The following is a 24,249-nucleotide window of genomic DNA, read 5'->3' as shown; positions in this document are numbered from 1 at the left end:
TTTTTTAACTCTTTTGCCTAAATTTTTGATTTGATCGAAGCTTCAACGTTTCTTTCAATTGTATGTCCGGGTCTTGACCATCTCGGTTTTTCTCCTAAAGAATTAAATTGAGAATCAGCAGCTTCTACTGTTTTTGGCTGAGAAACTTTTATAAAAGGCTTTTGCGGAACCAATCCTAACATTTCAAACATCTTCATATCTTCGCTAACATCAGGATTTGGAGTAGTTAATAATTTATCTCCTGCAAAAATTGAATTTGCTCCTGCAAAAAAGCACATTGCCTGACCTTCACGAGTCATGTTAGTTCTTCCGGCAGATAAACGAACCTGAGTTTCCGGCATTACAATTCTGGTTGTAGCAACCATACGAATCATTTCCCAGATTTCAACCGGTTTTTCTTCTTCCATCGGAGTTCCTTCAACAGCAACTAAAGCGTTAATAGGAACAGATTCCGGCTGCGGATTTAAAGTTGAAAGCGCAACAAGCATTCCGGCTCTGTCTTCAATACTTTCTCCCATTCCAATAATTCCACCGCTGCAAACCGTAACATTTGTTTTACGAACATTTTCGATAGTTTGTAAACGGTCTTCAAAACCGCGCGTAGAAATTACATCTTTATAATATTCTTCAGAAGTATCTAAATTATGATTGTAAGCATATAAACCAGCTTCGGCTAAACGCTGTGCCTGATTTTCTGTAAGCATACCTAAAGTACAGCAAACTTCCATATCAAGTTTATTGATTGTACGAACCATTTCTAAAACCTGATCAAATTCTTCACCATCTTTTACATTTCTCCAGGCAGCTCCCATACAAACGCGGGAAGATCCGCTGGATTTAGCTCTTAAGGCCTGAGCTTTTACATGGCTCACCGTCATTAAGTCATTTCCTTCAACTCCGGTATTATACCTTGCAGCTTGTGGGCAATAACCACAATCTTCAGGACATCCGCCTGTTTTTATTGATAATAAAGTAGAAACCTGAACGACGTTTGGATCATGTTTTTGTCTGTGAATCGTTGCAGCTTCATAAAGCAAATCCATTAGTGGTTTATTATAGATTGCTATTATTTCGTCTTTTGTCCAATTGTGTTTTGTTATGCTCATGGATACAATTTTTTTTGAAGTTTTAAAAGTAATTAAATTGTAGTAACCAACAACACTGATTGTTGTAATTGAATATTTGGCAAGTCTTTTAAAAAAGAAGCGCTCAAAAATCATAAAATTATAGGTTTTTATGATTTTTGAGCGCTTAAATGGTTGTTTTTATTTTGAATAATTAATCGGCAGCATATTTATTGTTCCAGTATAACATCATCATTAAAGTAACAATTACCGATGAAGCGAGCCCTTCAAAAAGCAGACAAATACAATAAGTGGGTACAGAAGGATTTCCTCCAAACATAAATGCTTCAGATAATGTTCCTACATAAGCATCTCCGCCTCGTGCATAGCTGTAAATTAATAATCCTAAAACACTTAGTGATACACCAACAACAGAAGTTGTCATAGCTGACACAGCATTTGATACAAAACCAGTTTCTCCCTCATGAAGATTCATTTGCATGGTTCTGTTTACGCCATAAAATATAAAAAACACATTGAGCGTACGCAGGTAAAACAAATCTGCCAGACCTAATAAATTCATCAATAAAAAATAAATGCCAATTCCAAGGAATATTAAAAAACCGTTTGTTATTTCTTTAGGTAATTTCATAGTGGTTATTTTTAAAGAAGTTAGTAGTAAATGTTTGGGAAACAGAGTCCTATATCAAATTTACTAAAAAAATAACTACGATGATCTAAAATTGGTAAAATCTTATAGATCAAGAAATAACGTTTTGGAATAATGTTTTTGTTGAAACGTGTGAAGTCCTTACAGGACATTAATAAAGGTGTGGTATTTTTTTTGCTACCGATATTTAACTCCTAACGGAGTATTTCTAGAGAGTTTATTATGATGGAAATCAGATGCGTAATATTTGCGGTTGATTTTTAATTCCTAACAAATCTATCTCGTAGAGATTTAATATCGGTAGAATACAATTTTCAAGTATTTATTTTGTCCCGTAGGGACTATATATTTTATTTGTTGAAGTTACTCAAAGAATCTCGAGTGAAGTCCTTACAGGACATTAATACAGGTGTGGTATTTTTTTGCTACCGATATTTAACTCCTAACGGGGTTTATCTCATAGAGATTTTATATTGGTAAAATATATTATAAACCATTCCATTTTGTCCCGTAGGGACTACATATCTAAAAGTAATTATTGAAGCTTACTCACAAAATCTAAAGAATCTTGTTTGTCCTGATTTAATTGAGCTTTCAGCAAATCAAGTGAGCCAAACTTTTGTTCTCCGCGAAGATATTGCAATAATGAAATCTCAATTTTTTTGCCGTAAATATCAGCATCAAAATCAAAAAGGTTTACTTCGATAGTTTGTTTTTGTCCATTTACTGTTGGATTGAAGCCGATGTTCATCATTCCGAAAACTTCCAAATTATCAATCAAAGCCTTCACAACATAAACTCCATTTTTTGGAATTAATTTGTATTCTTCTTCAATTTGAATATTTGCTGTTGGAAAACCAATTGTTCTTCCTAACTGTTTTCCTTTTACAACTTCACCGCTCAAAAAATAGTCATAGCCTAAATATTCATTGGCTAATTCCATATTTCCTTCGTCTAAAGCTTTTCTGATCTTGGTAGAACTAACAGAAACATCTTGTATTTCTTCTGCAGAAATTTGTTCCACTTCAAAACCATATTCGGCACCAAAAGCAATTAAATTATCAATATTGGCCGTTCTGTTTCTTCCAAAACGATGATCGTGGCCAATAATTATTTTTTGAATATGAAACTGATCAACCAAAATAGTGCTCACAAATTCTTCGGCAGTTAATCTTGAGAAACTTTCGTTAAACGGATGAATAACTAAATTTTCAATTCCGGTTGCTTCTAAAAGTTTTGTTTTTTCAGCAATAGTATTGAGCAATTTTATTTCTGATTTTTCTTGTAAAACCATTCTCGGATGCGGAAAAAATGTAAGTACTAAACTTTCGTATTTTCCATTTTCCGTGTTTTGAGTAATTCTTTCCAGAATTTTTTTATGACCAATATGTACGCCATCAAAAGTACCAAGAGTTAAAATTGTTTTCTTGGTCGAATGGAAATCGTTTATAGAATGAAAGAGCTTCAAAACAAATTATTTAAGATGCTGCAAATTTATACTATCTATTTTAAATTTTGTACTAAGGGCAATTGATTTTTTAGGAATATTATACTTCTTTTGTCGAAAAAATCACGGATTCGTCGACTAAAAAACGTTAAATGTCGTTTAGATGTAAGAATTTGATTTAATTCGACTAAATTTGATTTCATAAAAAATATCACTAAGCATGAAGAAACAATTACTTTATTTTCTGATTATCTTTTCATTTGTACAACTTCATGCCCAAAATGACGACCTGTGGCAAAAGGTTAATTCGGTTTCAGTCTCTGGAAAAAAAGCTTCAGTAACTGATTCTGATAAACTGTATTATAAATTAAATACAGAATTCTTAACGGCAAAATTGGCGAAAACAACTCAAAAATCTTCGTTAAGTTCAAATGCCGAAATTACGATTCCTAATGGAAAAGGAGTTTTAGAAAGATTTCAGGTTTGGGAATCTTCAAATTTTGATCCTGAACTACAGGCAAAATATCCAGAAATTAGAGCTTACGAAGGAAGCGGTTTAGACGACAAATCGGCAAAAATACATTTTAGTCTTTCGCCAAGAGGACTTCAAACAATGCTTTTTAGAGCTGATAAAGCGACTGAGTTTATAGAGCAAAACCCAGATAACAAGGCAGAATATATTTTGTTTTCTTCAAAAGATGCAGCTTCAAAAGTAAAACTGGAATGTAAAACTATAGATGCTGTTGTAAATAATAAAGAAGGAAAAACTGCAAAAACTGCATCTAATAATAAAGTTTTTAAAACACTTCGTTTAGCATTGTCCTGTACAGCAGAATATACAGCGTATTTTGGTGGAACAAAAGCTGGAGCTTTATCAGGAATGAACGCAACACTAACAAGAGTCAACGGCATTTTAAACAAAGATTTAGCATTAAAACTGGTTTTGATTGCCAATAATGATGCTGTAATTTATACCAATGTTGCGACACAGCCTTATTCTAAAGCTTCAGATGGTGCAGATGGCGCATGGAATCAGGAAGTTCAAACAACGTTGACAAATGTTATTGGAAATAGTAATTATGATATCGGACATTTATTCGGAGCTTCTGGCGGAGGAGGAAATGCCGGCTGCATAGGTTGTATTTGTTCAAATCCAACAACAGGTGATCCTTTAGCAAAAGGAAGTGCTTTCACGTCTCCTTCAGACGGAAAACCTGAAGGCGATACTTTTGATATTGATTTTGTGATACATGAATTTGGACATCAACTGGGAGCAAATCATACTTTTTCATACGATTCAGGTGAAAGAACATCAGTGAATGTTGAGCCGGGAAGCGGTTCTACAATAATGGGATATGCCGGAGTTACGGGTGATTATGATATTCAAAATAATTCTGACGACTATTTTGCATATGCAAGTATTTTACAGATTCAGAATACGCTTGCTGGAAAAAGCTGTCCGGTTAGCACCAATTTAACCAATAATCCGCCTGTAATTAGTGCAGGAAGTAATTATACGATCCCAATTGGTACACCATTTGTTTTAAAAGGAACCGGTTCAGATCCAGAAGGGGATATTATCACGTACACTTGGGAAGAATATGATAATGCTACTACGACATCTGAAGCAAACAGTATTGCATATCCAACAAAACCAGACGGGCCTTTGTTCAGATCATTTGCTCCAACAACTTCTCCAGTTCGTTATTTTCCAAGTTATGATTCCGTATTACAAAATAAATTGACCACAACCTGGGAGTCTGTTTCGTCTATCGCCAGAACATTAAATTTTACTTTAACAGGTAGGGACAATGCAGCCTTAGGTACAGCGCAGACCAATACAAGTGCAATGTTTGTTAATGTGGTTTCAACGGCAGGACCTTTTGCAGTAACATCGCATAATGGCGATAATGTAAGCTGGCAGCAAGGCTCAAGTCAAACCATTAGTTGGAGCGTTAACAATACGAATAATCTGCAAGGATCTTCGTTAGTAAATATCAAACTTTCTACAGACGGCGGATTAACTTTTCCAACCACTTTAGCAGCTAATACCGCAAATGATGGTTCAGAAGTTATTGCTCTGCCTGCTAGTATTCCTTCATCTACAAATTGCAGACTTCTTATTGAACCAACGGCAAATATCTATTATACTTTAAACAGCAAACCGTTTGCTATTGGGTATACAACAACAACAAGCTGTAATACCTATAGCTTTGAAAGTCCTTTTAATATTCTGGCTTCAACAAGTTATACAACAAAATCAGTTAGCGTTCCAAGTGCAACAGGAACAATTTCAGATGTAAATGTTTTGGTAAATGTTACACACGAACGATTATCTGATCTTGAAATCCAAATCGTGAGTCCTCAGGGAACAACAGTTCGTTTGTTTAATAAATCATGTCCAAGTTTAAATTCGACATTGATTCTTAATTTTGATGATTCAGGAAATGCTTTAGATTGCAGCAAAATAACAGAACAAATTGTTATTCCGGTTAATGAATTGAGTGCTTTTAATGGGCAGACACAACAGGGAACATGGACATTTAGAGTTCGTGACGCTGTTTCGGGAATGTTTGGAACAATAAATTCAGCATCAGTCAACATCTGTACCAAAACATTTACTTTAGGAACAGACGATTTTGAAACTCTTGATTTTGCACTTTATCCAAATCCAAATAAAGGAAGTTTTACAGTCCAATTTGCAAGTGAATCAAATAATGTTCAGGTTTTTGTACATGATATTTTAGGAAAAAGTGTTTACACCAAAACCTTCGCAGCATCTGGAGATTTTAATCAAAACATTCAGCTTCCAAATGTTTCGGCAGGAATTTATTTAGTTACTGTTATTGATGGAAACAGAAGAACAGTTAAGAAAATAATTGTCAATTAAAATTATTAAATTCCAATAAAAGAAAAATTCCAAATTCCAAAGGACAAGACAAGTTTTGGAATTTGGAATTTTTCTTTTATTGGAATTTTATTATTTATTTGGAATTTCCCGTTTAAGAGTTCGCCATCGCCATACAAACAATACTGATTTTTGTTCCCGGAATTTTTAATAATGCCCTTGAACAAGCTTCGAGTGTTGCTCCGGTTGTAAGTACATCATCAACAATTAAAAAATGTTTATTATGATTTTCTTCCGTTGAAATTACATCAAAGATATTTTCGATGTTTTCAGATCTTCCCAAGAGATTCTTTTTTGATTGTGTTTTAGAATATTTCTTTCGATATAAAATCGAACTATTATACGGAATTTTTAAACCTTCGGCCAATGCCTTTCCAAAAGTGGTAACCTGATTATAGCCGCGTTCCTTAAATTTTCGCGGATGCAAAGGAACTGGAATTACGGCATCAAAGGGTATATCAAGTTTCAGTTCTTTTAAATCCTCTACATACCAATTTCCTAAAACAGTTCCAATTTCTTCGTGACCTTTATATTTCAGGTTATGAATGAGTTCCTGAACAATTCCTTTTTTGATAAAATAAATAAAGGCAGAAACGTGTTCAATTTCTATTTTACCATAAAACTTTTTGACGGCTTCATTGTTTGAATCTAAATAATATTGAGTTAGAGGTAGCTCATGACGGCAATTCGTGCATAAAACGGTTTCGTTTGTCATTAAAACGGCACGACAGCCAGAGCAAACTTTAGGGAAAAAGAGATCAATTATAAAATTAAACACAAATAGAAAGAATTTAGTTACAAAACTAACCAAATTTAAACTTCAATCTTTTTTATTTTTCTTTTTTTTATAAGTACTTTTTATATTTTTGCATTACTATGGCAAAACAAGAAGATTTATTTAAGAATGTGGTTTCGCACGCAAAAGAGTACGGATTTATTTTTCCGTCAAGCGAAGTTTACGATGGATTGAGTGCAGTGTATGATTACGCACAAAATGGCGTCGAATTAAAAAAGAATATCCGTGAATATTGGTGGAAATCAATGGTTCAGATGAATGAAAATATTGTGGGCCTTGATGCTGCAATATTAATGCATCCAACAACCTGGAAAGCTTCAGGCCACGTTGATGCCTTCAATGATCCGTTAATTGATAATAAAGATTCTAAAAAAAGATATAGAGCTGACGTTTTAGTGGAAGATTTTGCTGAAAAAATTCACCAAAAAGCGCAAAAAGAAATTGACAAAGCAAAAGCTCGTTTTGGTGATGCATTCAACGAACAGGAATTTGTAACTACAAATGCCAGAGTAGTTGAATATTTAGCAAAAGAAAGAGAAATTAGAGAGCGTTTAGGGCGTTCTTTAGGAAATGGAGATCTTGAAGATGTAAAAGCTTTAATCGAAGAGCTTGAAATTGCTGACCCTGAAACTGGTTCAAGAAACTGGACAGACGTTAAGCAATTCAACTTAATGTTCGGAACTAAACTTGGAGCTTCTGCAGAGTCTGCAATGGATTTATATTTACGTCCGGAAACAGCGCAGGGTATTTTTGTGAACTTTTTAAATGTTCAGAAATCAGGTCGTATGAAAGTTCCGTTTGGAATTGCTCAAACAGGTAAAGCTTTTAGAAATGAAATCGTGGCAAGACAATTCATTTTCCGTATGCGTGAATTCGAACAAATGGAAATGCAGTTTTTTGTACGTCCGGGAGAAGAAATGCAATGGTATGAGCATTGGAAACAAACTCGTTTAAACTGGCATTTATCTTTAGGATTAGGGAAAGAGAATTACCGTTTTCACGATCACGAAAAATTAGCGCATTACGCAAATGCAGCTGCAGATATTGAGTTTAATTTCCCTTTTGGTTTCAAAGAACTTGAAGGTATTCACTCTCGTACCGATTTTGACTTAAAAGCACACGAACAATATTCAGGAAGAAAGCTTCAGTATTTTGATCCTGAACTAAACGAAAACTACGTGCCATACGTAGTAGAAACGTCTGTAGGTCTTGATCGTATGTTTTTAGCAGTTTTTGCAACATCGTTGCAAGAGGAAACTTTAGAGGATGGTTCAACAAGAACAGTACTAAAATTGCCAGCAGTTTTAGCACCTACAAAAGCAGCGGTATTGCCTTTAGTTAAAAAAGATGGTTTACCGGAAGTTTCTAAAAAAATCATCGAAGATTTAAAATGGGATTTCAATGTGGCGTATGATGAGAAAGATGCAGTGGGTCGTCGTTACAGAAGACAAGATGCATTAGGAACACCATTTTGTATTACAGTAGATCATCAAACTCTTGAAGACGAAACAGTAACAATTCGTCATAGAGATACAATGAAACAAGATCGCGTTAAGATATCTGAATTAAGAGGTATTATTGAAAACGAAGTTTCGATGAAAAACTGGTTGATGAAAATGTAATTTTTTAATTAACATGATATAACTATCCCAAATTCCTCTGTGGAGTTTGGGATTTTTTTAATTTTAAATCCTGCGTTTCGACGAATTTTTTAGCATTTCATCCTTATGTATTAACATAATCGATTAATCTATCAACAATAGAATGTTTGGATAATTGAAATGCTTAAATTTAATTGGGCATTTTCTATACCTCAAAACATTTTTTTTAAGCATTGAGGAAACGCTGTCAGGAAGTTATGAAAATCAATAAAAGTTAAAGTTGAAGAAGTATTCGTATATTATTGTTGACAATGACGCTGAAAGTGTTTTGAAAACCAGAATCGTTGCAGAAGGTTTTTCAGAATTAACTTTTATTGCTTCAGCTACGAATTACCGTCAGGGACTTAATTTGGTTTTAGAACATCGTCCTTCCTTTGTGTTTCTAGAAATTGATCCCCAAGATTCACTAAGTCATTTATCACTTTCATTTATTGGCGAATTATACCGGTATTTATCAATTATCCCAAAAATCATTGTAACCACAACTAAAAAAGATTTGGCTTTTGAAGCCATTCAATACAACGTTTTTGATTACATCATCAAACCTTTAACCCATATAGATTTACTAAAAACGCTTTTAAAGTTCGAAAGGATGTTTTTAGAGCCCAAAGAGTCACGATCTATAGAAACCAAACCTGATATTAATATTGCCAATGAAATACCTGTTTTAAAGGCAGAAAACATTCCTGTAGTAATTCCAGATCAAAATACAAATCAAGAGTTTTATAAACCACTTGTAATCTGCATTAAATCGTACGGTGATCATCGTTATATTAACGCAGACGATATTTGTTATTTTCAAGCCGATAATAATTCAACCGATATCTATTTAAATTCGGGTGATATGGTAACTGCTTTCAAAACGCTGAAACATTTTGAACAGGTGTTAACTTATCCGTTTATTCGAATTCACAACAGTTATATTATTAATCGCAACTACATTGCAAGAATTCATAACGGAAACTCAGTTTGTTATATAAAAAACTCCACGAAAAAGATTCCTTTTTCAAAAACCTACAAAGCAAACGTCGATTTAATTATTGCTGATTTCTCAAAAGGTAATTATCTAGAGATCTAGTAATTAGCTGGTTACATAAATTTGGTATCCATTGACTATCAATTGGGTACGTTCTACCACGAAGCTATTTTTTCATATAGATTTTTTTGGGTTATGGTGTTAGTTTTACACCATGATTCGCTCACAAAAGCAATCAAAAACCCCAAATACAAAAATCAAATTAAACACATTAAGAGTTATGAAAAAGACAGCTTTAACATTCGGATTATTTTCTTTAGTAGCAGTAGCAACTTCATTTGCAAACCCAAATATCGTTTCAAATGAAAAATTAAGAATACCAACAATTGACGGAGGAGCAACAGGAGGTCAAAAGAAACAAGATTTTCATGCAGTAAACAAACAACTAGGTTTTTCGAGTGTTAATCAATCTATCGGAACAGATAAAAAAGTAGACTAACTACATTTTAAATAAGCATAGAGGCTGCCAATTTTTTTGGCAGCTTTTTTTTTGTGTGAATAGTTTTAGTATTTTTGATGAAAACACAAAATCGCAATTGAAAAAAAATTGTAAAATACTATTACTTCTATTCTTTGTTTTTATGGCCTGTAACCAGAAAAAAGAATTAGATAAAAATACAATTTCTTTAGTAGATAGCCTTTCTACCTATCTTTCATTAGCAAATGAAAATAATCTTCCTTTAGATATTAAACAGAATTATAATCAAAGAGCGTTACATATAATTTTAAATCAAAAAGATGATTCGCTTAATAAAGTAAATCTGTTTAAAGTTGCTAATCGTTACTACAATATGAGCGATTGGAAAGATTATTTAAAGATCACCAAACTGATTTTAGACCGAACACAAAAGTCTAAAGATTCATTGCATATGGCAAAAGCCTATACTTATCTGGGAGATTATTATGCATCACAATCTGTTTCAGACAGTGCTTTTATGCATTATTTTAAAGCAGAAAAACTTTATCTAAAATTGAATGACCAGTATAATCTGGCAAAAACATTTTTAAATAAAGCAAGCCTGCAATATAACGAAGGTGATTTTTTTGAAAGCGAAATTGCCGTTTTTAAAGCTTTGGGCAGCTTAAAGAAACTACAGAAAGCAAATGACCTTTATTATGAAAGCTATAATTTGCTAGGCATATTATACAATGAAAGAGAAGAATATTCAAAAGCCTTAGAGTTTCAAAATAAAGCCTTAAAAACTTTAGAAGATAAATCAATATCCTCCATATTTCAGTATAAAGCCGCTTCATTAAATAATGTAGGTTTTATATATCTGAAAATGGGGAACTACAAACAGGCAAAAGTTTTTTTTGAAAGAGGTTTAAAAGAAGATAAACTATTTGAAGACAGAGCAAGTTTATATGCAATTTTGCTTGATAATCTGGGTTATGCTAAATTTAAACTAAAAGAATCAAATAAATTACCTGATTTGTTTTATGAATCTTTAAAAATCCGGGACAGTCTTGGACTAACATCCGGAGTAGTTTCGAGTAAAATACATTTGTCAGAGTATTTTGCTTTTAAAAAAGATACTTTTAAAGCATTGCAATTATCAAAACAAGCCTTAACATTATCACGAACAAACAGTAAATTAATAAACACTTTAGAAGCGCTTAAACAAACAGCTATTGTTGATCCTAAAAATGCCTCTAAATATTCTAAAGAATATATTCAGCTTAATGATAAAATGCTGAAAGCTGAACGTAAAATGGGGGAAAAATTCTCCCGTATAGAATACGAAACGAATGAAATAAAAGATCAGAACTCAAGTTTGCAGGAGAAGAATAAAACGCTGGTTTATGTTTTTAGTATTTGTACTCTAATAGGTTTGTTTTTTTATGTTTACAAAACACAGCAGGCAAAAAACCGGGAATTACTTTTTAAACAACAACAGCAAATTGCAAATGAAGATGTTTATAATCTAATGATTTCGCAGCAAAATGAAATTGAATCGACCCGAATAAGAGAAAAGAAAAAAGTAGCACAGGAATTACACGACGGCGTTTTAGGACGAATGTTTGGTATTCGAATAAGCTTGGATAGTTTAGATAAAATGGATGAAGAACAAGCCGCCGCAAAACGAAAAAAATATCTGGCAGAGCTAAAACATATTGAAGAAGATATTAGGGAAATTTCGCATGACCTAAATAGAGAAAAATCTGAATTAATAAATAACTTTGTCGTAATATTAAAAAAGCTATTTGAAAATCAAAAGAATACATATCCATCAAAACTGGTAACATCTTTTGATTCCCATATAAAATGGGAGCTTGTAAACAATATGGTCAAAATTAATTTGTACCGAATTGTTCAGGAAGCACTCCAGAATTGCAATAAATACGCAAAAGCAGATACGATTAAGGTGGAGTTTAAAAGCGAAATTGATCATTTGGTTTTGTCAATTATGGATAACGGAGTTGGATTTAATACCAAACGCACCAAAAATGGAATTGGATTGCATAATATTGAATATCGAGCGGCAGAATGTAAAGGCACCGTTGCCATAAAATCTGCTAAAGGAGAAGGAACACTCTTAGTTGTAAAAATTCCAATTGATCAAAAAATAAACCTACAGACAAATGACACTTAATTTCAAAGACCCAAATTCGGAATTAATTCAGCCTAACATTTTAATTGTTGATGATCACCCTTTTATCATCGAAGGGTATAAAAATGCAATAACGCGGTACAATCCAAAAGAATATGAATTTATAATTGCACAAGCACACGATTGTAAATCGGCTTATGAATTATTGGAAGACGGAAATACTCCGCAGTTTGAAATCGCTTTTTTAGACATCAGTATGCCGGCTTATGAAGAAAAAAACCTTTTTTCTGGAGAAGACCTGGCAAAATTGATTTTAAAGAAAATGCCATACTGCAAAATTGTTTTATTGACAATGTACACAGAACTGCTCAAAATCAAAACAATCATAAGAACAATTAATCCAAACGGATTAATTATTAAAAATGATCTGACCTTTGATGAATTGCTTTTTGCATTTGATAAAGTAATGAAAAGCGAAAAATATTACAGTCAGTCTGTCGTAAAAATGCTCAATCAATCACCGCATAATTCAATAGAAATTGATGAATTTGATAAACAGATTTTATTTCACTTATCAAAAGGAACCGAAGTTGAGGAAATGCCGCAATACATTCCTATTTCGATAACCGAAATAGAGAAACGTAGAACAAGCCTTAAAGAACTCCTTAAAATACGATCTGGCTCTGATGATGATTTAGTAAAAGAAGCAAAAAGCAAAGGGCTTTTTTAGAATGAAATTTCAAATAAAAAATTCCAAATTCCAAAACTGATAATCAAGTTGGAATTTGGAATTTTTTTATTTAAAAGTTAAAGGTTTTATTCACTCAAAGCATCCCAGCCGCGAGCTTTTAAAGCAATTTTAGTATTGGCACGAGTTACTAAATGAACTCCTTCACTTTCATCGGCCATATGTCCAATTATTGAAAAGTTTGGATTTCCTTTAATCTTATCAAAATCCTTAATGTCAATTGTAAAAAGAAGTTCATAATCCTCTCCACCATTAATAGCAACCGTTGTGCTGTCGATATTAAATTCTTCGCAAGTCGAAATAAACTGCGGATCTAACGGCAGTTTATCTTCATATAAATTACAACCCACTTTTGACTGTTTGCACAAATGAATAATCTCTGAAGATAATCCGTCAGAAATATCAATCATTGAAGTCGGTTTAATTTCAAGAGCATGCAAAAGCGTGCGAACATCAGTTCTTGCTTCTGGTTTTAACTGTCTTTCGACCAAATATGTATAAGGATCTAAATCCGGCTGACTGTTTGGATTTACCTGAAAAACCTGTTTTTCACGTTCCAAAACCTGTAATCCCATATAAGCAGCGCCAATATCTCCGGTTACAACTAATAAATCAGTTTGTTTTGCACCGTTTCTGTAAACGATTTCATTTTCATCTGCTTCACCAATTGCCGTAATGCTGATAATTAATCCTTTTTGAGATGAGGTTGTATCACCGCCAATAACATCAACTTTATATTCTTTTGCAGCGTGTGTAATCCCTTCAAACAATTCTTCTAATGCTTCTAACGGAAAACGGTTAGAAACAGCAACAGAAACCGTAATTTGAGTTGGTTTCGCATTCATGGCGCAAATATCAGATAGGTTTACTACAACTGATTTATAACCCAAATGTTTCAACGGCATATAAGCCAAATCAAAATGTACGCCTTCGATTAGTAAATCTGTAGAAATAACGGCTTTTTTAGCTGCAAAATCAAGAACTGCGGCATCATCGCCAATACTTTTTAAAGTAGATTCTTGTGTAACATCAAAATTTCGGGTTAAGTGGTCAATTAAGCCAAACTCGCCTAATTGTGCTAAACTGGTACGCTGCGGATTTTTATCTTCGATCATTTTTTTTGAGTTCCAAAGTTTGTAAGGGGCAAAGGTACAAAGGTTTTTTTTAAAGATGCTATCCCGATAGCTATCGGGACTGAAATTCTAAGACGCTAAGTTTTTTTCTAGCATGTTTATTTGGTACAAATGTATTGTAGAGACGCACAGCAGTGCGTCTAAGATCCAGTAACCACAATTTGCTCCATATATCTAATTTATCACTTTTGTTTTTTTAAATAAATTGGGGTTACGTTGCGGGAGACGCACTGCTGTGCGTCTCTACCATACATCTCTACAATTATACAATGCGCCTCTATCGTGCGTTTCAACAGCAGGAAAAAAATATTTTAAATTATTTTTTTCCTGCTGACAAACTGTTGTCACCAGCCCATTTTACTTTTGATGTATAGAAATTTAAAAACTTTAAAATCATGAAAACATTAGAAGCACAAGTAATTACTTCAGAAGATTTATTGAAACACTGGCAAGGTCACCGCGCCCTTACACGTCGTTTAATTGAAATTTTTCCAGAGAAAGATTTCTTCGAATTTTCAATTGGCGGAATGCGTCCTTTTGCAAAATTAGTTGATGAACTTTTAGCAATTGCGGTTCCAGGTTTGAAAGGAATTGTAACTAAAGAAACCGCACCGTTCTCAGAAGGAGCAGAAAAATTGATTTTTAAAGCGCAGTATCTTGAAAAATGGGATGAAGCTACAGCAGAAATCAATAAATATTGGGAACAATTGTCTATTGAAGATTTCAGCGAAACTTTTAATCTTTTTGGCCAATATGAATTTCCTGTTATTCAGAATATTTTATATTTTATTGATAATGAAGTTCATCACCGTGGACAGGCTTATGTATATTTAAGAGCTTTAAATATCGAACCGCCATTTTTTTGGGAAAGATAATCTGATAAAATTGTAACTTTATTGAATAAATCTAAAATTAATGGCTATGAGTTTAAAAAAGATAATGACCAATTATGCAGATTATAATTTATGGGTAAACCAGCAATTTATAAATTGGCTTTCGCCGAAATCTGATGAATTGCTCTATGCAGAAGTACCTTCAAGTTTTTCAACAATTGTAAAAACACTCGATCATATTTGGTCTACTGAGGAATATTGGTTTTCTATTATTGCTGAAACCGATATGTCAGCAAAGAAACCGGAAACCGAATTGTCTAAAGAAGAAATCTTTGCAGGCTTATTAAATTCATCGACAAAATTGAAACATCTTATTAATTCATTGTCAGAAGAAGATTTACTTAAAGAAGTTAAAATCGTTAATCCATGGTTTGAATGTGAACAGCCAATTGCCGATTATTTAATTCAGGTTATTAATCACGGTACTTATCACCGAGGCCAGATTGTAACAATGGGACGAAACATCGGAATTACCGACGCCTCAAATACAGATTATAATTTTTATAATGTTGTAAAACAGAAATAAAATAAAAAACTCCCGAAAGATAATCTCTCGGGAGTTTTTTTATAAAAGTCTTTGTCTGTTAATTTCCAGTAATTCTAAAGTTCGTTTTTTTAAAATTTGCGGTTCAAGAATTTCAGCATGATCTCCAAACATTAAAAACCAACGCGGAAAACCACTGTCAATATCGCGGCACATAAACGTCATTTCTATTTTGTCGTCGATTTCTTTTTCAGAAATAAAACCGTGATATTTTTTCTCGGTTGACAAATATCTTGCAATTTTCTTCTCAATTAAAATGCGGACTTTTGTTGTTGGGCAAGTTTCTGTTTTATTTAAATAAGTTTCTAAAGCATCGTGTTCGATTGTAAAATCACAATCTGTTTTTTTAATACCCTGAATTCTATCTGTTCTAAACTGACGATAATCTTGTCGCAAATGGCAATATCCTAAAAAATACCAATTGTTATTATCGTGAAAAACGCCCACAGGTTCTATGTTTCTTTGTGTAGTTTCATCAGCATCAAACGTTTTGTACAAAAGTAAAATCTGCTTTTTCTCTGCAATACCTTCAAAAAGCAGCGATAAAGTATTAGGTGAATTATTATTGAACATTGGCTCCGCCGTGCTCATTACAACTCGTGATTCTATGTTTGAAACCCAATCTTTATCAGTACTTCGCAAAACCGATTTCAATTTGTACATCGCCGATGCATAATGATTTCCTAAAGATGGATCAGTAAATTTCTGCATCAGTTTTTCAGCAGCGATAAAACTGCTTACTTCTTCGCGCGTAAACATTACAGGCGGAAGTCGGTAACCTTCCATCAAAGCATAACCAACTCCGGCTTCGCTGTAAATAGGAACGCCAGAAGCTTCAAGAGTTCGAATATCCCGATAAATTGTTCGCAGACTGCAATCAAAACGATCTGCCAATTCCTGAGCTTTTACAATTTTTTTAGATTGTAATTGAATCAGGATGGCAACAATTCGGTCAAATCGTTTTGGGCTTTCGTCGAGCATTTTTTTGGAGGTTTAGGTTTTTTGAAAAGTTACAAAGTTCAAAGATACAAAGGTTCAGAGTTTAAAGAAATAAAAAACCTGTCTCAAATTAGGACAGATTAATTGGTTAAATTATCCATAATTTATATCTGTAGAGACGCACAGTAGTGCGTCTACGCCCAGTAAATCCATATTTTATTCCCTTTGGTTTTTGCTGTTGTCGACATACTTTGCGTAGACGCACTGCTGTGCGTCTCTACAATTCTGTGTCGTAAATAGGCAGGTTAGAAATATTTCATAATGTACATCTGTAGAGACGCACAGCAGTGCGTCTACGTCCAGTAAATCCATATTTTATTCCGTTTGGTTTTTGCTGTTGTCGATATAATTTGCGTAGACGCACTGCTGTGCGTCTCTACCCAATTTTGTGTGGGGAAATAGACATAGTAGAAATATATTTTTACAAAGTATATCCGTAGAGGCGCACAGCAGTGCGTCTACGTCCAGTAAATCCATGTTTTATTTCTTTTGGTTTTTGCTGTTGTCGACATACTTTGCGTAGACGCACTGCTGTGCGTCTCTACAATTCTGTACGGGAAAATTAGACGTAGTAGAAATATATTTTTCACAAAGTATATCCGTAGAGACGCACAGCAGTGCGTCTAGATCCAGTAGATCAACAAAGAAATAATTAGCTTTACATCTACACAATCAAAATCCACAACTCCAAAAAAAACAAAAACCCGATAACGTCAGTCATCGGGTTAAATCTATATTCTATTCTCTTTATTCTTTCTTCTAAAAATAAAAAAAAATCTAATCGTTCAATTTCAAAACAGCCATAAACGCCTCTTGCGGAATCTCAACGTTTCCTACCTGACGCATACGTTTTTTACCTTTTTTCTGTTTTTCAAGAAGTTTACGCTTACGCGAAATATCTCCACCGTAACATTTTGCGGTAACGTCTTTACGAAGTGCTTTTATCGTTTCACGAGCGATAATTTTAGCACCAATTGCAGCCTGAATCGGAATGTCGAATTGCTGTCTTGGGATTAATTCACGTAATTTCTCGGTCATTTTTTTACCGATGTTATATGCGTTATCTTCGTGAATCAATGCAGAAAGCGCATCAACCGTTTGAGCATTTAAAAGAACGTCAAGTTTTACTAATTTCGAAGTTCTCATTCCGATAGGAGAGTAATCAAAAGAAGCATAACCTTTAGAAACTGTTTTTAAACGATCGTAAAAATCGAATACAATTTCGGCCAAAGGCATGTCAAAATTCAATTCAACTCTTTCAGTCGTTAAATACGTTTGGTTTGTAATTAAACCACGTTTTTCGATACATAAACTCATTACGTTTCCAACAAAATCAGATTTTGTAATAATTGTAGCTTTAATATATGGCTCTTCAACTCTGTCCAGTTTTGAAGGTTCCGGCAAATCAGAAGGATTGTTTACAATTAATGCTTTTTCAGGCTCTTTTTTAGTGTAAGCCAAATACGAAACGTTAGGAACTGTAGTAATTACAGTCATATCGAACTCACGCTCTAAACGTTCCTGGATAATTTCCATGTGAAGCATTCCTAAGAATCCACAACGGAAACCAAACCCTAACGCTGCAGAACTCTCAGGAGTAAATACTAACGAAGCATCATTCAATTGTAATTTCTCCATCGAAGAACGTAAATCTTCGTAATCTTCAGTATCAACAGGATAAATTCCGGCAAATACCATTGGTTTTACGTCCTCAAAACCAGTAATCATATTCGTAGTCGGAACTTTTGCATCCGTAATTGTATCACCAACTTTTACTTCGCGCGCTTCCTTAATTCCAGAAATCAAATAACCAACATCTCCGGCAGAAACTACGCTTTTAGGAACTTGATTTAATTTTAAAGTTCCAATTTCATCAGCAAAATATTCATTGTCCGTAGCCATGAATTTAATTTTCTGACCTTTTTTAATTTCACCGTTTACAACTCTAAAGATTACTTCGATTCCACGAAACGGATTGTAAACCGAGTCAAAAATCAAAGCTTGTAATGGTTCATCAGGATTTCCTTTTGGAGCAGGAATTTTTTCGATAATTGCTGCTAAAATATTTTCAACACCAAAACCGGTTTTTCCGGAAGCATGAATAATATCTTCTAATTTACATCCTAATAAATCGATAATATCGTCGCTTACTTCTTCTGGATTAGCACTTGGTAAATCAACTTTATTTAAAACCGGAATAATTTCCAAATCATTTTCTAAAGCCAAATACAAGTTAGAAATAGTCTGCGCCTGAATACTTTGTGCCGCATCAACAATCAAAAGCGCACCTTCGCAGGCAGCAATCGATCTTGAAACTTCGTATGAAAAGTCAACATGCCCCGGAGTATCGATTAAGTTTAAGATATATTCTTCACCTTTATAAGTATATTCCATTTGTATGGCGTGACTTTTAATGGTAATACCGCGCTCGCGCTCCAAGTCCATGTTGTCAAGCAATTGTGCTTTTTCCTCACGAGCTGTAACAGTTTGAGTAGCGCCCAATAATCGGTCTGCCAGTGTACTTTTACCGTGGTCAATGTGTGCAATAATGCAAAAGTTACGTATCTTCTTCATTTTAATATATCAGTTCTCTAATCGATTTTAAGTGTTTTTTTGGATGCAAATTGCGCTATAACAATTGTTTCATAGCATCTTATTAAGGGGCAAAGATAGCGCAAAGTTTTGGATTCTGGAATGATGTACGATGGATAGTTAAATCGTAGAATTCAATTTTTTAATTAAAACTCAAAATTGAATCCTTTTTCAGTCAGTTTCTTGTAGATTTCGGCATCAAATTTATAGAGTTTTGCAGCTCTGTGCGAAACATCCTGCTGCTTTTCATCGAGTGCCAAAAGCAGCTTCATATGCAGAATTTTTCGGCGGAAATTAGATTTGTCCAATTCAATTCCCAGTATTTCTTCATAAAGATGCATTAATTGCAGTAAAGTAAATTTTTCGGGCAAAAGATTAAAACCAATTGGCGCCTGACGCACGCGGTTTCGAAGCTGCAGTAAACTGAAATTTAAAATCTCATTATGGTCAAAAATTAAATTGGGAACCTCATTAATCTTACACCATTTTGCTTCACGAACCGCTATACTTGCCCTAACATTATAATCTTCTTGATTTACAAGTGTATAATAACCAATAGTTACAATGCGGCGATCGTGAACACGACCCGGATTTGTAAAAGCTTTTAACTGCTCCAGATAAATATTATCCAGACTCGTAAGTTCATATAAAATTCGCTGTGCAGCATCATCGGCACTTTCTTCCCTTTTCAGCCAGCCTCCTAATACGCCCCAGCTTCCTTCACTTTCTCCGCCGGCATGCTGAACCAATAGCACTTCAAGACTTTCTTTTTTAAAACCAAAAATGACACAGTCAATTGAAATTCCGTCAATTGCTGTCGCATTATTTAAAGCAGATTTGCTTTCGGTTTTAGAAGTTTTTGTAGAAGATACTGTTGCCATTTAGCCTTTATGCTTGTTTTTTAAAATTCAAAATTGAAACCTTTTTCAGTCAGTTTTTTGTAAATATCAGGATCAAACTTATACAATTTTGCAGCCCTGTGTGAAACATCCTGTTGTTTTTCGTCTAAAGCAACTAATAATTTCATATGCAGAATTTTTCGGCGGAAATTAGATTTATCCATTTCAATTCCCAGGATTTCTTCATAAAGATGCATCAACTGCAGCAAAGTAAATTTTTCCGGCAAAAGATTAAATCCAATAGGCGCCTGACGAACGCGGTTACGAAGATTTTGTATACTATAAGATAAAATTTCGTTGTGATCGTAAATCAAATCAGGAATACTGTTGATTTTATACCATTTAGCATCAGAAGCTGTAAAACCTGCTTTAATATTATAATCTTCTCTTTTTACAAGCGCATAGTAACCAATAGTAATAACACGGCGAAGCGGGAAACGATCCGGATCTCCAAAAGCCTTTAACTGCTCCAGATAAATATTATCCAAACCAGTAAGTTCGTTTAATAAACGATGTGCAGCATCATCCGTACTTTCTTTTTTATAAATCCATCCACCGGGTAAACCCCATTTTCCTTTACTGATACCTTCTGCGTGCTGGACTAAAAGTACTTCCAGACTTCCTTCATCAAAACCAAAAACAACGCAGTCAATTGTGATTGCATTCATTGCATTTTGTTCGCTTTTTGCAACAGAGTCGGCATCTACTTTTTTATCCATATGCGAAATAAATTTTGACAAATTAAACAAATAAAATGCATAACTGTCTTTTTTGATTACTTAATATTTTTTTAACAGATCAAAAAATTGATAATCAGCTGATTGAAATTACGATGAAAAATTAAATTACAAATAAAAATCTTTTAAATGATTGATTGTCAAAACGCTATAGCGTTATTTTTTTGATGTTTTTTATTTCGTTTTAATCTTTAATCTTATCGGATTGACAAAAATGAATCCCCATAAATCAGAATAGAAAAAAAATAACCTTAATATTTTGCTAAAATAGAAAAAAAGTTTTACACTTGTAGTCAAATTTACCATAAGATAAATTCAAAATGACTATAAGTTTTAAAAAACTAACTTTTGAATTAGAAGGAGAAGGTAAATTATAGAGAAAAAGAACTTACACTTTGATCACAATAAACGTAACTAACTTAATTTAAACCAACTCTTATTTACTATGAAAAGCAAATATTGTATTAAAACAACAATGCTCTCGTTTTGCACGATGCTGTTGTTTAGCTTATTTATGATGCAGTCGGCTTTTGCTCAGGCACAATCCCGATCTGTGAATGGAATTGTAACATCGGCTGTTGACGGAATGGGCGTTCCCGGAGCATCTGTCTCTGTAGAGGGAACTAAAATTGGTGCCGCAACCGATTTTGATGGAAATTATAAAATAGAGGCAAAAGCAGGAGACGTTCTTGTTTTTACTTTTATTGGATTTAAAACTCAGAAAGTAACAGTAGGAACTCAAAAAACTATCAATGTTACCATGCAGGAAGAAACTGCAGAACTGAAAGAAATTGTAGTTATCGGGTACGGTACACAAAAGAAAAAGGTCAATACTGCCGCAACTTCATTAGTTTCAGGAAAAGACATTCAGCAGGTAGCAACCCTAGATGTTACAAATGCTTTGCAAGGTCAGGCTGCGGGTGTAAATGTCACTTCAACTTCTGGGCAGCCGGGAGCGGGAATGGCAGTAAACATTCGTGGAGTTGGAACAGCAGGAAATAATACACCTCTTTATGTAGTTGATGGGGTTGTTGTAGATAACGGAATTGGATATCTTGATCCTTCTTCTATAGAAAGGGTTGACGTTCTAAAAGATGCTTCTGCAGGATCTATCTACGGAGCCAGAGCGGCAAATGGGGTTATTTTGGTAACAACAAAAAAAGGAAAAGATGGTAAAATGAATGTGTCTTTTAATTCTTATACAGGTTTTCAGCAAGTAGCTAAAAAACTAGATTTGTTAAATACACAGGAATATACAACTATTATGAATGAAGCGCGTGTAAATTCTGGTTTAACACCATTATATACGCAGGCACAAATCGCTGCGTTTCCAAATCATGACTGGCAGGACGATTTGTTTAACGAAGGTGCAATAAAACAAAACCACTCACTTACTATTAGCGGAGGTGATAAAAAATCTACAATTGCAACCGGATTGTCTTATTACGGGCAAGAAGGCATGATTGGCGGTTCGACAAATCAATCGCAATATGATCGTATTACATTCAATGTAAATTCAACTTCAGAAGTAATTGAAAATTATTTGAAAATTGGAGAAAACTTCTCTTTTGCCAATATTAAAAGTTCAGGAGTTGCAGATCAGGGAATTTACAGTAATGCCATCAGAAGCTTTTTGAATGCAGCGCCAATTGATGCCGCTTATGATGCCAATGGAGGTTTTGCTCATTCTTCTATTTCAGCAGATATCAGCAATCCGCTTGGATCATTGTATTATAATAATTTCAACGAAACAAAATCAAACCGTTACGTAGGAAACATTTTTGCAGAATTAAAATTCTTTAAGAATTTTACGTACAGAACAAGTTTTGGTGTTGATATGACAGATAGCAATTACCGTTCTTTCAAACCGGTTTATTCTCTTTCTTCAAATGATAATAATACGGTTTCGAGCGTTACTCAAAACGCAACTAAATCTTTAGGATGGATTTTTGAAAACACGGTTCAATACAAAGGAACTTTAAACGGAGTTCACAATTTTGATGTATTGGTTGGTACTTCTGCCAAAAAAAATACGTCAGATTTCATGGAAGCAACGGGTAAAAACTTAACTTTTGATGATTTTGCTCATGCTTATTTGAGTAATGCTACAGACCAGACATCAAATACAGTAAAAGGAAATCGTGGAGATTACGGAATTCAGTCTTATTTTGGACGTTTATTGTATGATTTCAATAACCGATATTTATTTACAGCAACTTTAAGAAGAGACGGTTCATCAAACTTTGCAGCTTCAAACAGATATGGATATTTCCCATCAGTTTCTGCAGGTTGGAATGTTGATAAAGAAGCTTTCTTCCAGGAAAATAAAGTTTTAAATTCATTGAAAATCAGAGCAAGCTGGGGACAAAATGGTAACGATCAGATTCCTGCTTTTTCTTATATGTCAACTATTAGTTCCTACAATAAAAACTATCATTTTGGAACAGGAACAGAAACGTTACAAACAGGTGCAAGCCCGGATCAGCTTTCAAATCCTGACTTAAAATGGGAAACGTCAGAGCAATTAGATCTTGGATTTGATGCTGTTTTGTTTAAAAACTTCTCATTAACATTTGACTACTACGATAAAAAAACAAAAGACTGGCTGGTTTTAGCATCGATTCCAGTTTACGCAGGTGCTACAGCTCCTTATATTAATGGAGGAGATATTCAAAATAAAGGATTTGAAATTGCTTTAGCCTATCATACTAAGTTTAATGAAAATTGGAATTTTGCTGTAAACGCCAATCTTTCGCACAATGAAAACAAAGTACTTAGAGTTGCAAACAGCGAAGGTATTATTCACGGAGATCCAAATTTATTATTTCAGGGAACAGATGAGTTGAACCGTGTTGAGGTTGGACAGCCAATAGGTTATTTCTACGGATTAAAAACAGCTGGAATTTTTCAGAATGCGGCAGAAGTTGCAGCAAGCGCACAACCGGGTGCAGCGCCTGGAGATGTTCGTTTTGTAGATTTAAATGGAGATGGAAAAATCGATGCCAATGATAAAACGAAAGTTGGAGATCCAAACCCTGATTTTACTTACGGTTTAAATTTTGACTTATCATACAAAGCATTTGACTTAACGGTTAATACTTATGGAGTTGCAGGAAATCAAAATGTTTTTGGAATTCATGATCCAACACGCGGTTACACAAACTATACTACAGATGTTTTAAACAGATGGACTACAGAAGGAAGTTCTAACAGAGTTCCAAGAGTTACTTATGGAACAGATTCAAATGGAAATTACACTAAGTTTTCTGATTTATATGTTCAAAATGCTGATTTCTTCAGAATTAAGAATGCAACTTTTGGTTGTGATTTAACAAAATTGACAAACAAGTTGAACTTCTTCAGCAAATTCAGATTGTATGTTGCGGCTAATAACTTATTCACTTTTACCAAATATAAAGGAATGGATCCTGAAATTGGATTTGGGAATACTGCAAGAGACAGCAACGGTAACTTAACACAACCGTGGGCAAAAGGAATTGATGTTGGATATTACCCACAGCCTCGTACGTACATGATGGGTCTAAATGTTAACTTTTAAATTATGAAAAC

18 protein-coding genes are annotated in these 24,249 nt (G+C 34.0%); 9 read left to right on the top strand and 9 right to left on the bottom strand.

The window, feature by feature from the left end:
• Positions 1-17: 17 nt before the first annotated feature.
• From bioB to NLJ00_RS04345, 3 genes are all read right to left on the bottom strand, one after another.
• Complete coding sequence (bioB, locus tag NLJ00_RS04355; RefSeq protein ID WP_053473456.1) at positions 18-1,106, bottom strand: biotin synthase BioB; 1,089 nt, start codon at positions 1,104-1,106, stop codon at positions 18-20.
• 172 nt (positions 1,107-1,278) lie between these two features.
• Positions 1,279-1,716 (bottom strand): hypothetical protein, encoded by a 438-nt coding sequence (locus NLJ00_RS04350; protein ID WP_053473441.1) that lies wholly within the window; start codon positions 1,714-1,716, stop codon positions 1,279-1,281.
• A gap of 553 nt (positions 1,717-2,269) precedes the next feature.
• The gene (locus tag NLJ00_RS04345; protein WP_256636360.1) at positions 2,270-3,202 is read right to left on the bottom strand and encodes a bifunctional riboflavin kinase/FAD synthetase; all 933 of its coding nucleotides are present in this window, start codon (positions 3,200-3,202) and stop codon (positions 2,270-2,272) included.
• A 199-nt stretch (positions 3,203-3,401) separates the two neighbouring features.
• Between NLJ00_RS04345 and NLJ00_RS04340 the strand changes: the two genes are divergently transcribed.
• Positions 3,402-6,071: a zinc-dependent metalloprotease gene (locus tag NLJ00_RS04340; RefSeq protein WP_256636359.1), complete on the top strand. Its 2,670-nt coding sequence runs from the start codon at positions 3,402-3,404 to the stop codon at positions 6,069-6,071.
• 112 nt (positions 6,072-6,183) lie between these two features.
• On the opposite strand, the gene NLJ00_RS04335 is transcribed toward NLJ00_RS04340, so the two are convergent.
• Positions 6,184-6,804, bottom strand: a complete 621-nt coding sequence (locus NLJ00_RS04335) for a ComF family protein (RefSeq protein WP_408611646.1) — start codon at positions 6,802-6,804, stop codon at positions 6,184-6,186.
• 161 nt (positions 6,805-6,965) lie between these two features.
• Between NLJ00_RS04335 and NLJ00_RS04330 the strand changes: the two genes are divergently transcribed.
• The 5 genes from NLJ00_RS04330 to NLJ00_RS04310 all read left to right on the top strand — a co-directional run bounded on the left by NLJ00_RS04330 (position 6,966) and on the right by NLJ00_RS04310 (position 12,864).
• The gene (locus NLJ00_RS04330; RefSeq protein WP_256636357.1) at positions 6,966-8,507 is read left to right on the top strand and encodes a glycine--tRNA ligase; all 1,542 of its coding nucleotides are present in this window, start codon (positions 6,966-6,968) and stop codon (positions 8,505-8,507) included.
• Between the two features lie 259 nt (positions 8,508-8,766).
• The gene (locus NLJ00_RS04325) at positions 8,767-9,624 is read left to right on the top strand and encodes a LytR/AlgR family response regulator transcription factor (protein WP_256636356.1); all 858 of its coding nucleotides are present in this window, start codon (positions 8,767-8,769) and stop codon (positions 9,622-9,624) included.
• A 178-nt stretch (positions 9,625-9,802) separates the two neighbouring features.
• Positions 9,803-10,021: a hypothetical protein gene (locus NLJ00_RS04320; protein WP_123924579.1), complete on the top strand. Its 219-nt coding sequence runs from the start codon at positions 9,803-9,805 to the stop codon at positions 10,019-10,021.
• A 142-nt stretch (positions 10,022-10,163) separates the two neighbouring features.
• On the top strand, positions 10,164-12,176 hold the full coding sequence (locus NLJ00_RS04315) for an ATP-binding protein (RefSeq protein ID WP_256636355.1): 2,013 nt from the start codon (positions 10,164-10,166) through the stop codon (positions 12,174-12,176).
• Complete coding sequence (locus NLJ00_RS04310; RefSeq protein ID WP_256636354.1) at positions 12,166-12,864, top strand: response regulator; 699 nt, start codon at positions 12,166-12,168, stop codon at positions 12,862-12,864. The genes NLJ00_RS04315 and NLJ00_RS04310 overlap by 11 nt, the downstream gene beginning before the upstream one ends.
• Before the next feature lie 86 nt (positions 12,865-12,950).
• Here NLJ00_RS04310 and thiL read toward each other — a convergent pair whose 3' ends face one another.
• Positions 12,951-13,997, bottom strand: coding sequence for a thiamine-phosphate kinase (thiL, locus tag NLJ00_RS04305; protein WP_053473432.1), 1,047 nt, complete (start codon positions 13,995-13,997; stop codon positions 12,951-12,953).
• Between the two features lie 413 nt (positions 13,998-14,410).
• On the opposite strand from thiL, the gene NLJ00_RS04300 reads away from it, so the two are divergent.
• Together NLJ00_RS04300 and NLJ00_RS04295 are read left to right on the top strand one after the other, a co-directional pair.
• The gene (locus tag NLJ00_RS04300) at positions 14,411-14,890 is read left to right on the top strand and encodes a DinB family protein (RefSeq protein WP_053473431.1); all 480 of its coding nucleotides are present in this window, start codon (positions 14,411-14,413) and stop codon (positions 14,888-14,890) included.
• Between the two features lie 46 nt (positions 14,891-14,936).
• Positions 14,937-15,434 carry a DinB family protein gene (locus tag NLJ00_RS04295; RefSeq protein ID WP_256636353.1) on the top strand — a complete coding sequence of 166 codons (498 nt, stop codon included), beginning with the start codon at positions 14,937-14,939 and terminating at the stop codon, positions 15,432-15,434.
• Positions 15,435-15,473: 39 nt separating this feature from the next.
• Here NLJ00_RS04295 and NLJ00_RS04290 read toward each other — a convergent pair whose 3' ends face one another.
• The 4 genes from NLJ00_RS04290 to NLJ00_RS04275 form a co-directional block, all read right to left on the bottom strand.
• Positions 15,474-16,433: a helix-turn-helix transcriptional regulator gene (locus NLJ00_RS04290; RefSeq protein WP_180856005.1), complete on the bottom strand. Its 960-nt coding sequence runs from the start codon at positions 16,431-16,433 to the stop codon at positions 15,474-15,476.
• 795 nt (positions 16,434-17,228) lie between these two features.
• Positions 17,229-19,025, bottom strand: a complete 1,797-nt coding sequence (gene lepA / locus NLJ00_RS04285) for a translation elongation factor 4 (RefSeq protein ID WP_053473429.1) — start codon at positions 19,023-19,025, stop codon at positions 17,229-17,231.
• 164 nt (positions 19,026-19,189) lie between these two features.
• Positions 19,190-19,924 (bottom strand): NUDIX hydrolase, encoded by a 735-nt coding sequence (locus tag NLJ00_RS04280; RefSeq protein ID WP_053473428.1) that lies wholly within the window; start codon positions 19,922-19,924, stop codon positions 19,190-19,192.
• 20 nt (positions 19,925-19,944) lie between these two features.
• The gene (locus NLJ00_RS04275) at positions 19,945-20,661 is read right to left on the bottom strand and encodes an NUDIX hydrolase (protein ID WP_053473427.1); all 717 of its coding nucleotides are present in this window, start codon (positions 20,659-20,661) and stop codon (positions 19,945-19,947) included.
• 463 nt (positions 20,662-21,124) lie between these two features.
• Here NLJ00_RS04275 and NLJ00_RS04270 point away from each other — a divergent pair, with 463 nt between their 5' ends.
• Positions 21,125-24,238 carry a SusC/RagA family TonB-linked outer membrane protein gene (locus NLJ00_RS04270; RefSeq protein WP_256636352.1) on the top strand — a complete coding sequence of 1,038 codons (3,114 nt, stop codon included), beginning with the start codon at positions 21,125-21,127 and terminating at the stop codon, positions 24,236-24,238.
• Positions 24,239-24,249 lie beyond the last annotated feature (11 nt).

The organism is Flavobacterium panici (genome assembly GCF_024499525.1).
GTDB lineage: Bacteria > Bacteroidota > Bacteroidia > Flavobacteriales > Flavobacteriaceae > Flavobacterium > Flavobacterium panici.
The sequence above is the reverse complement of the archived record's forward strand: the minus strand, read 5'-3'. Positions and strand labels throughout refer to the sequence as shown.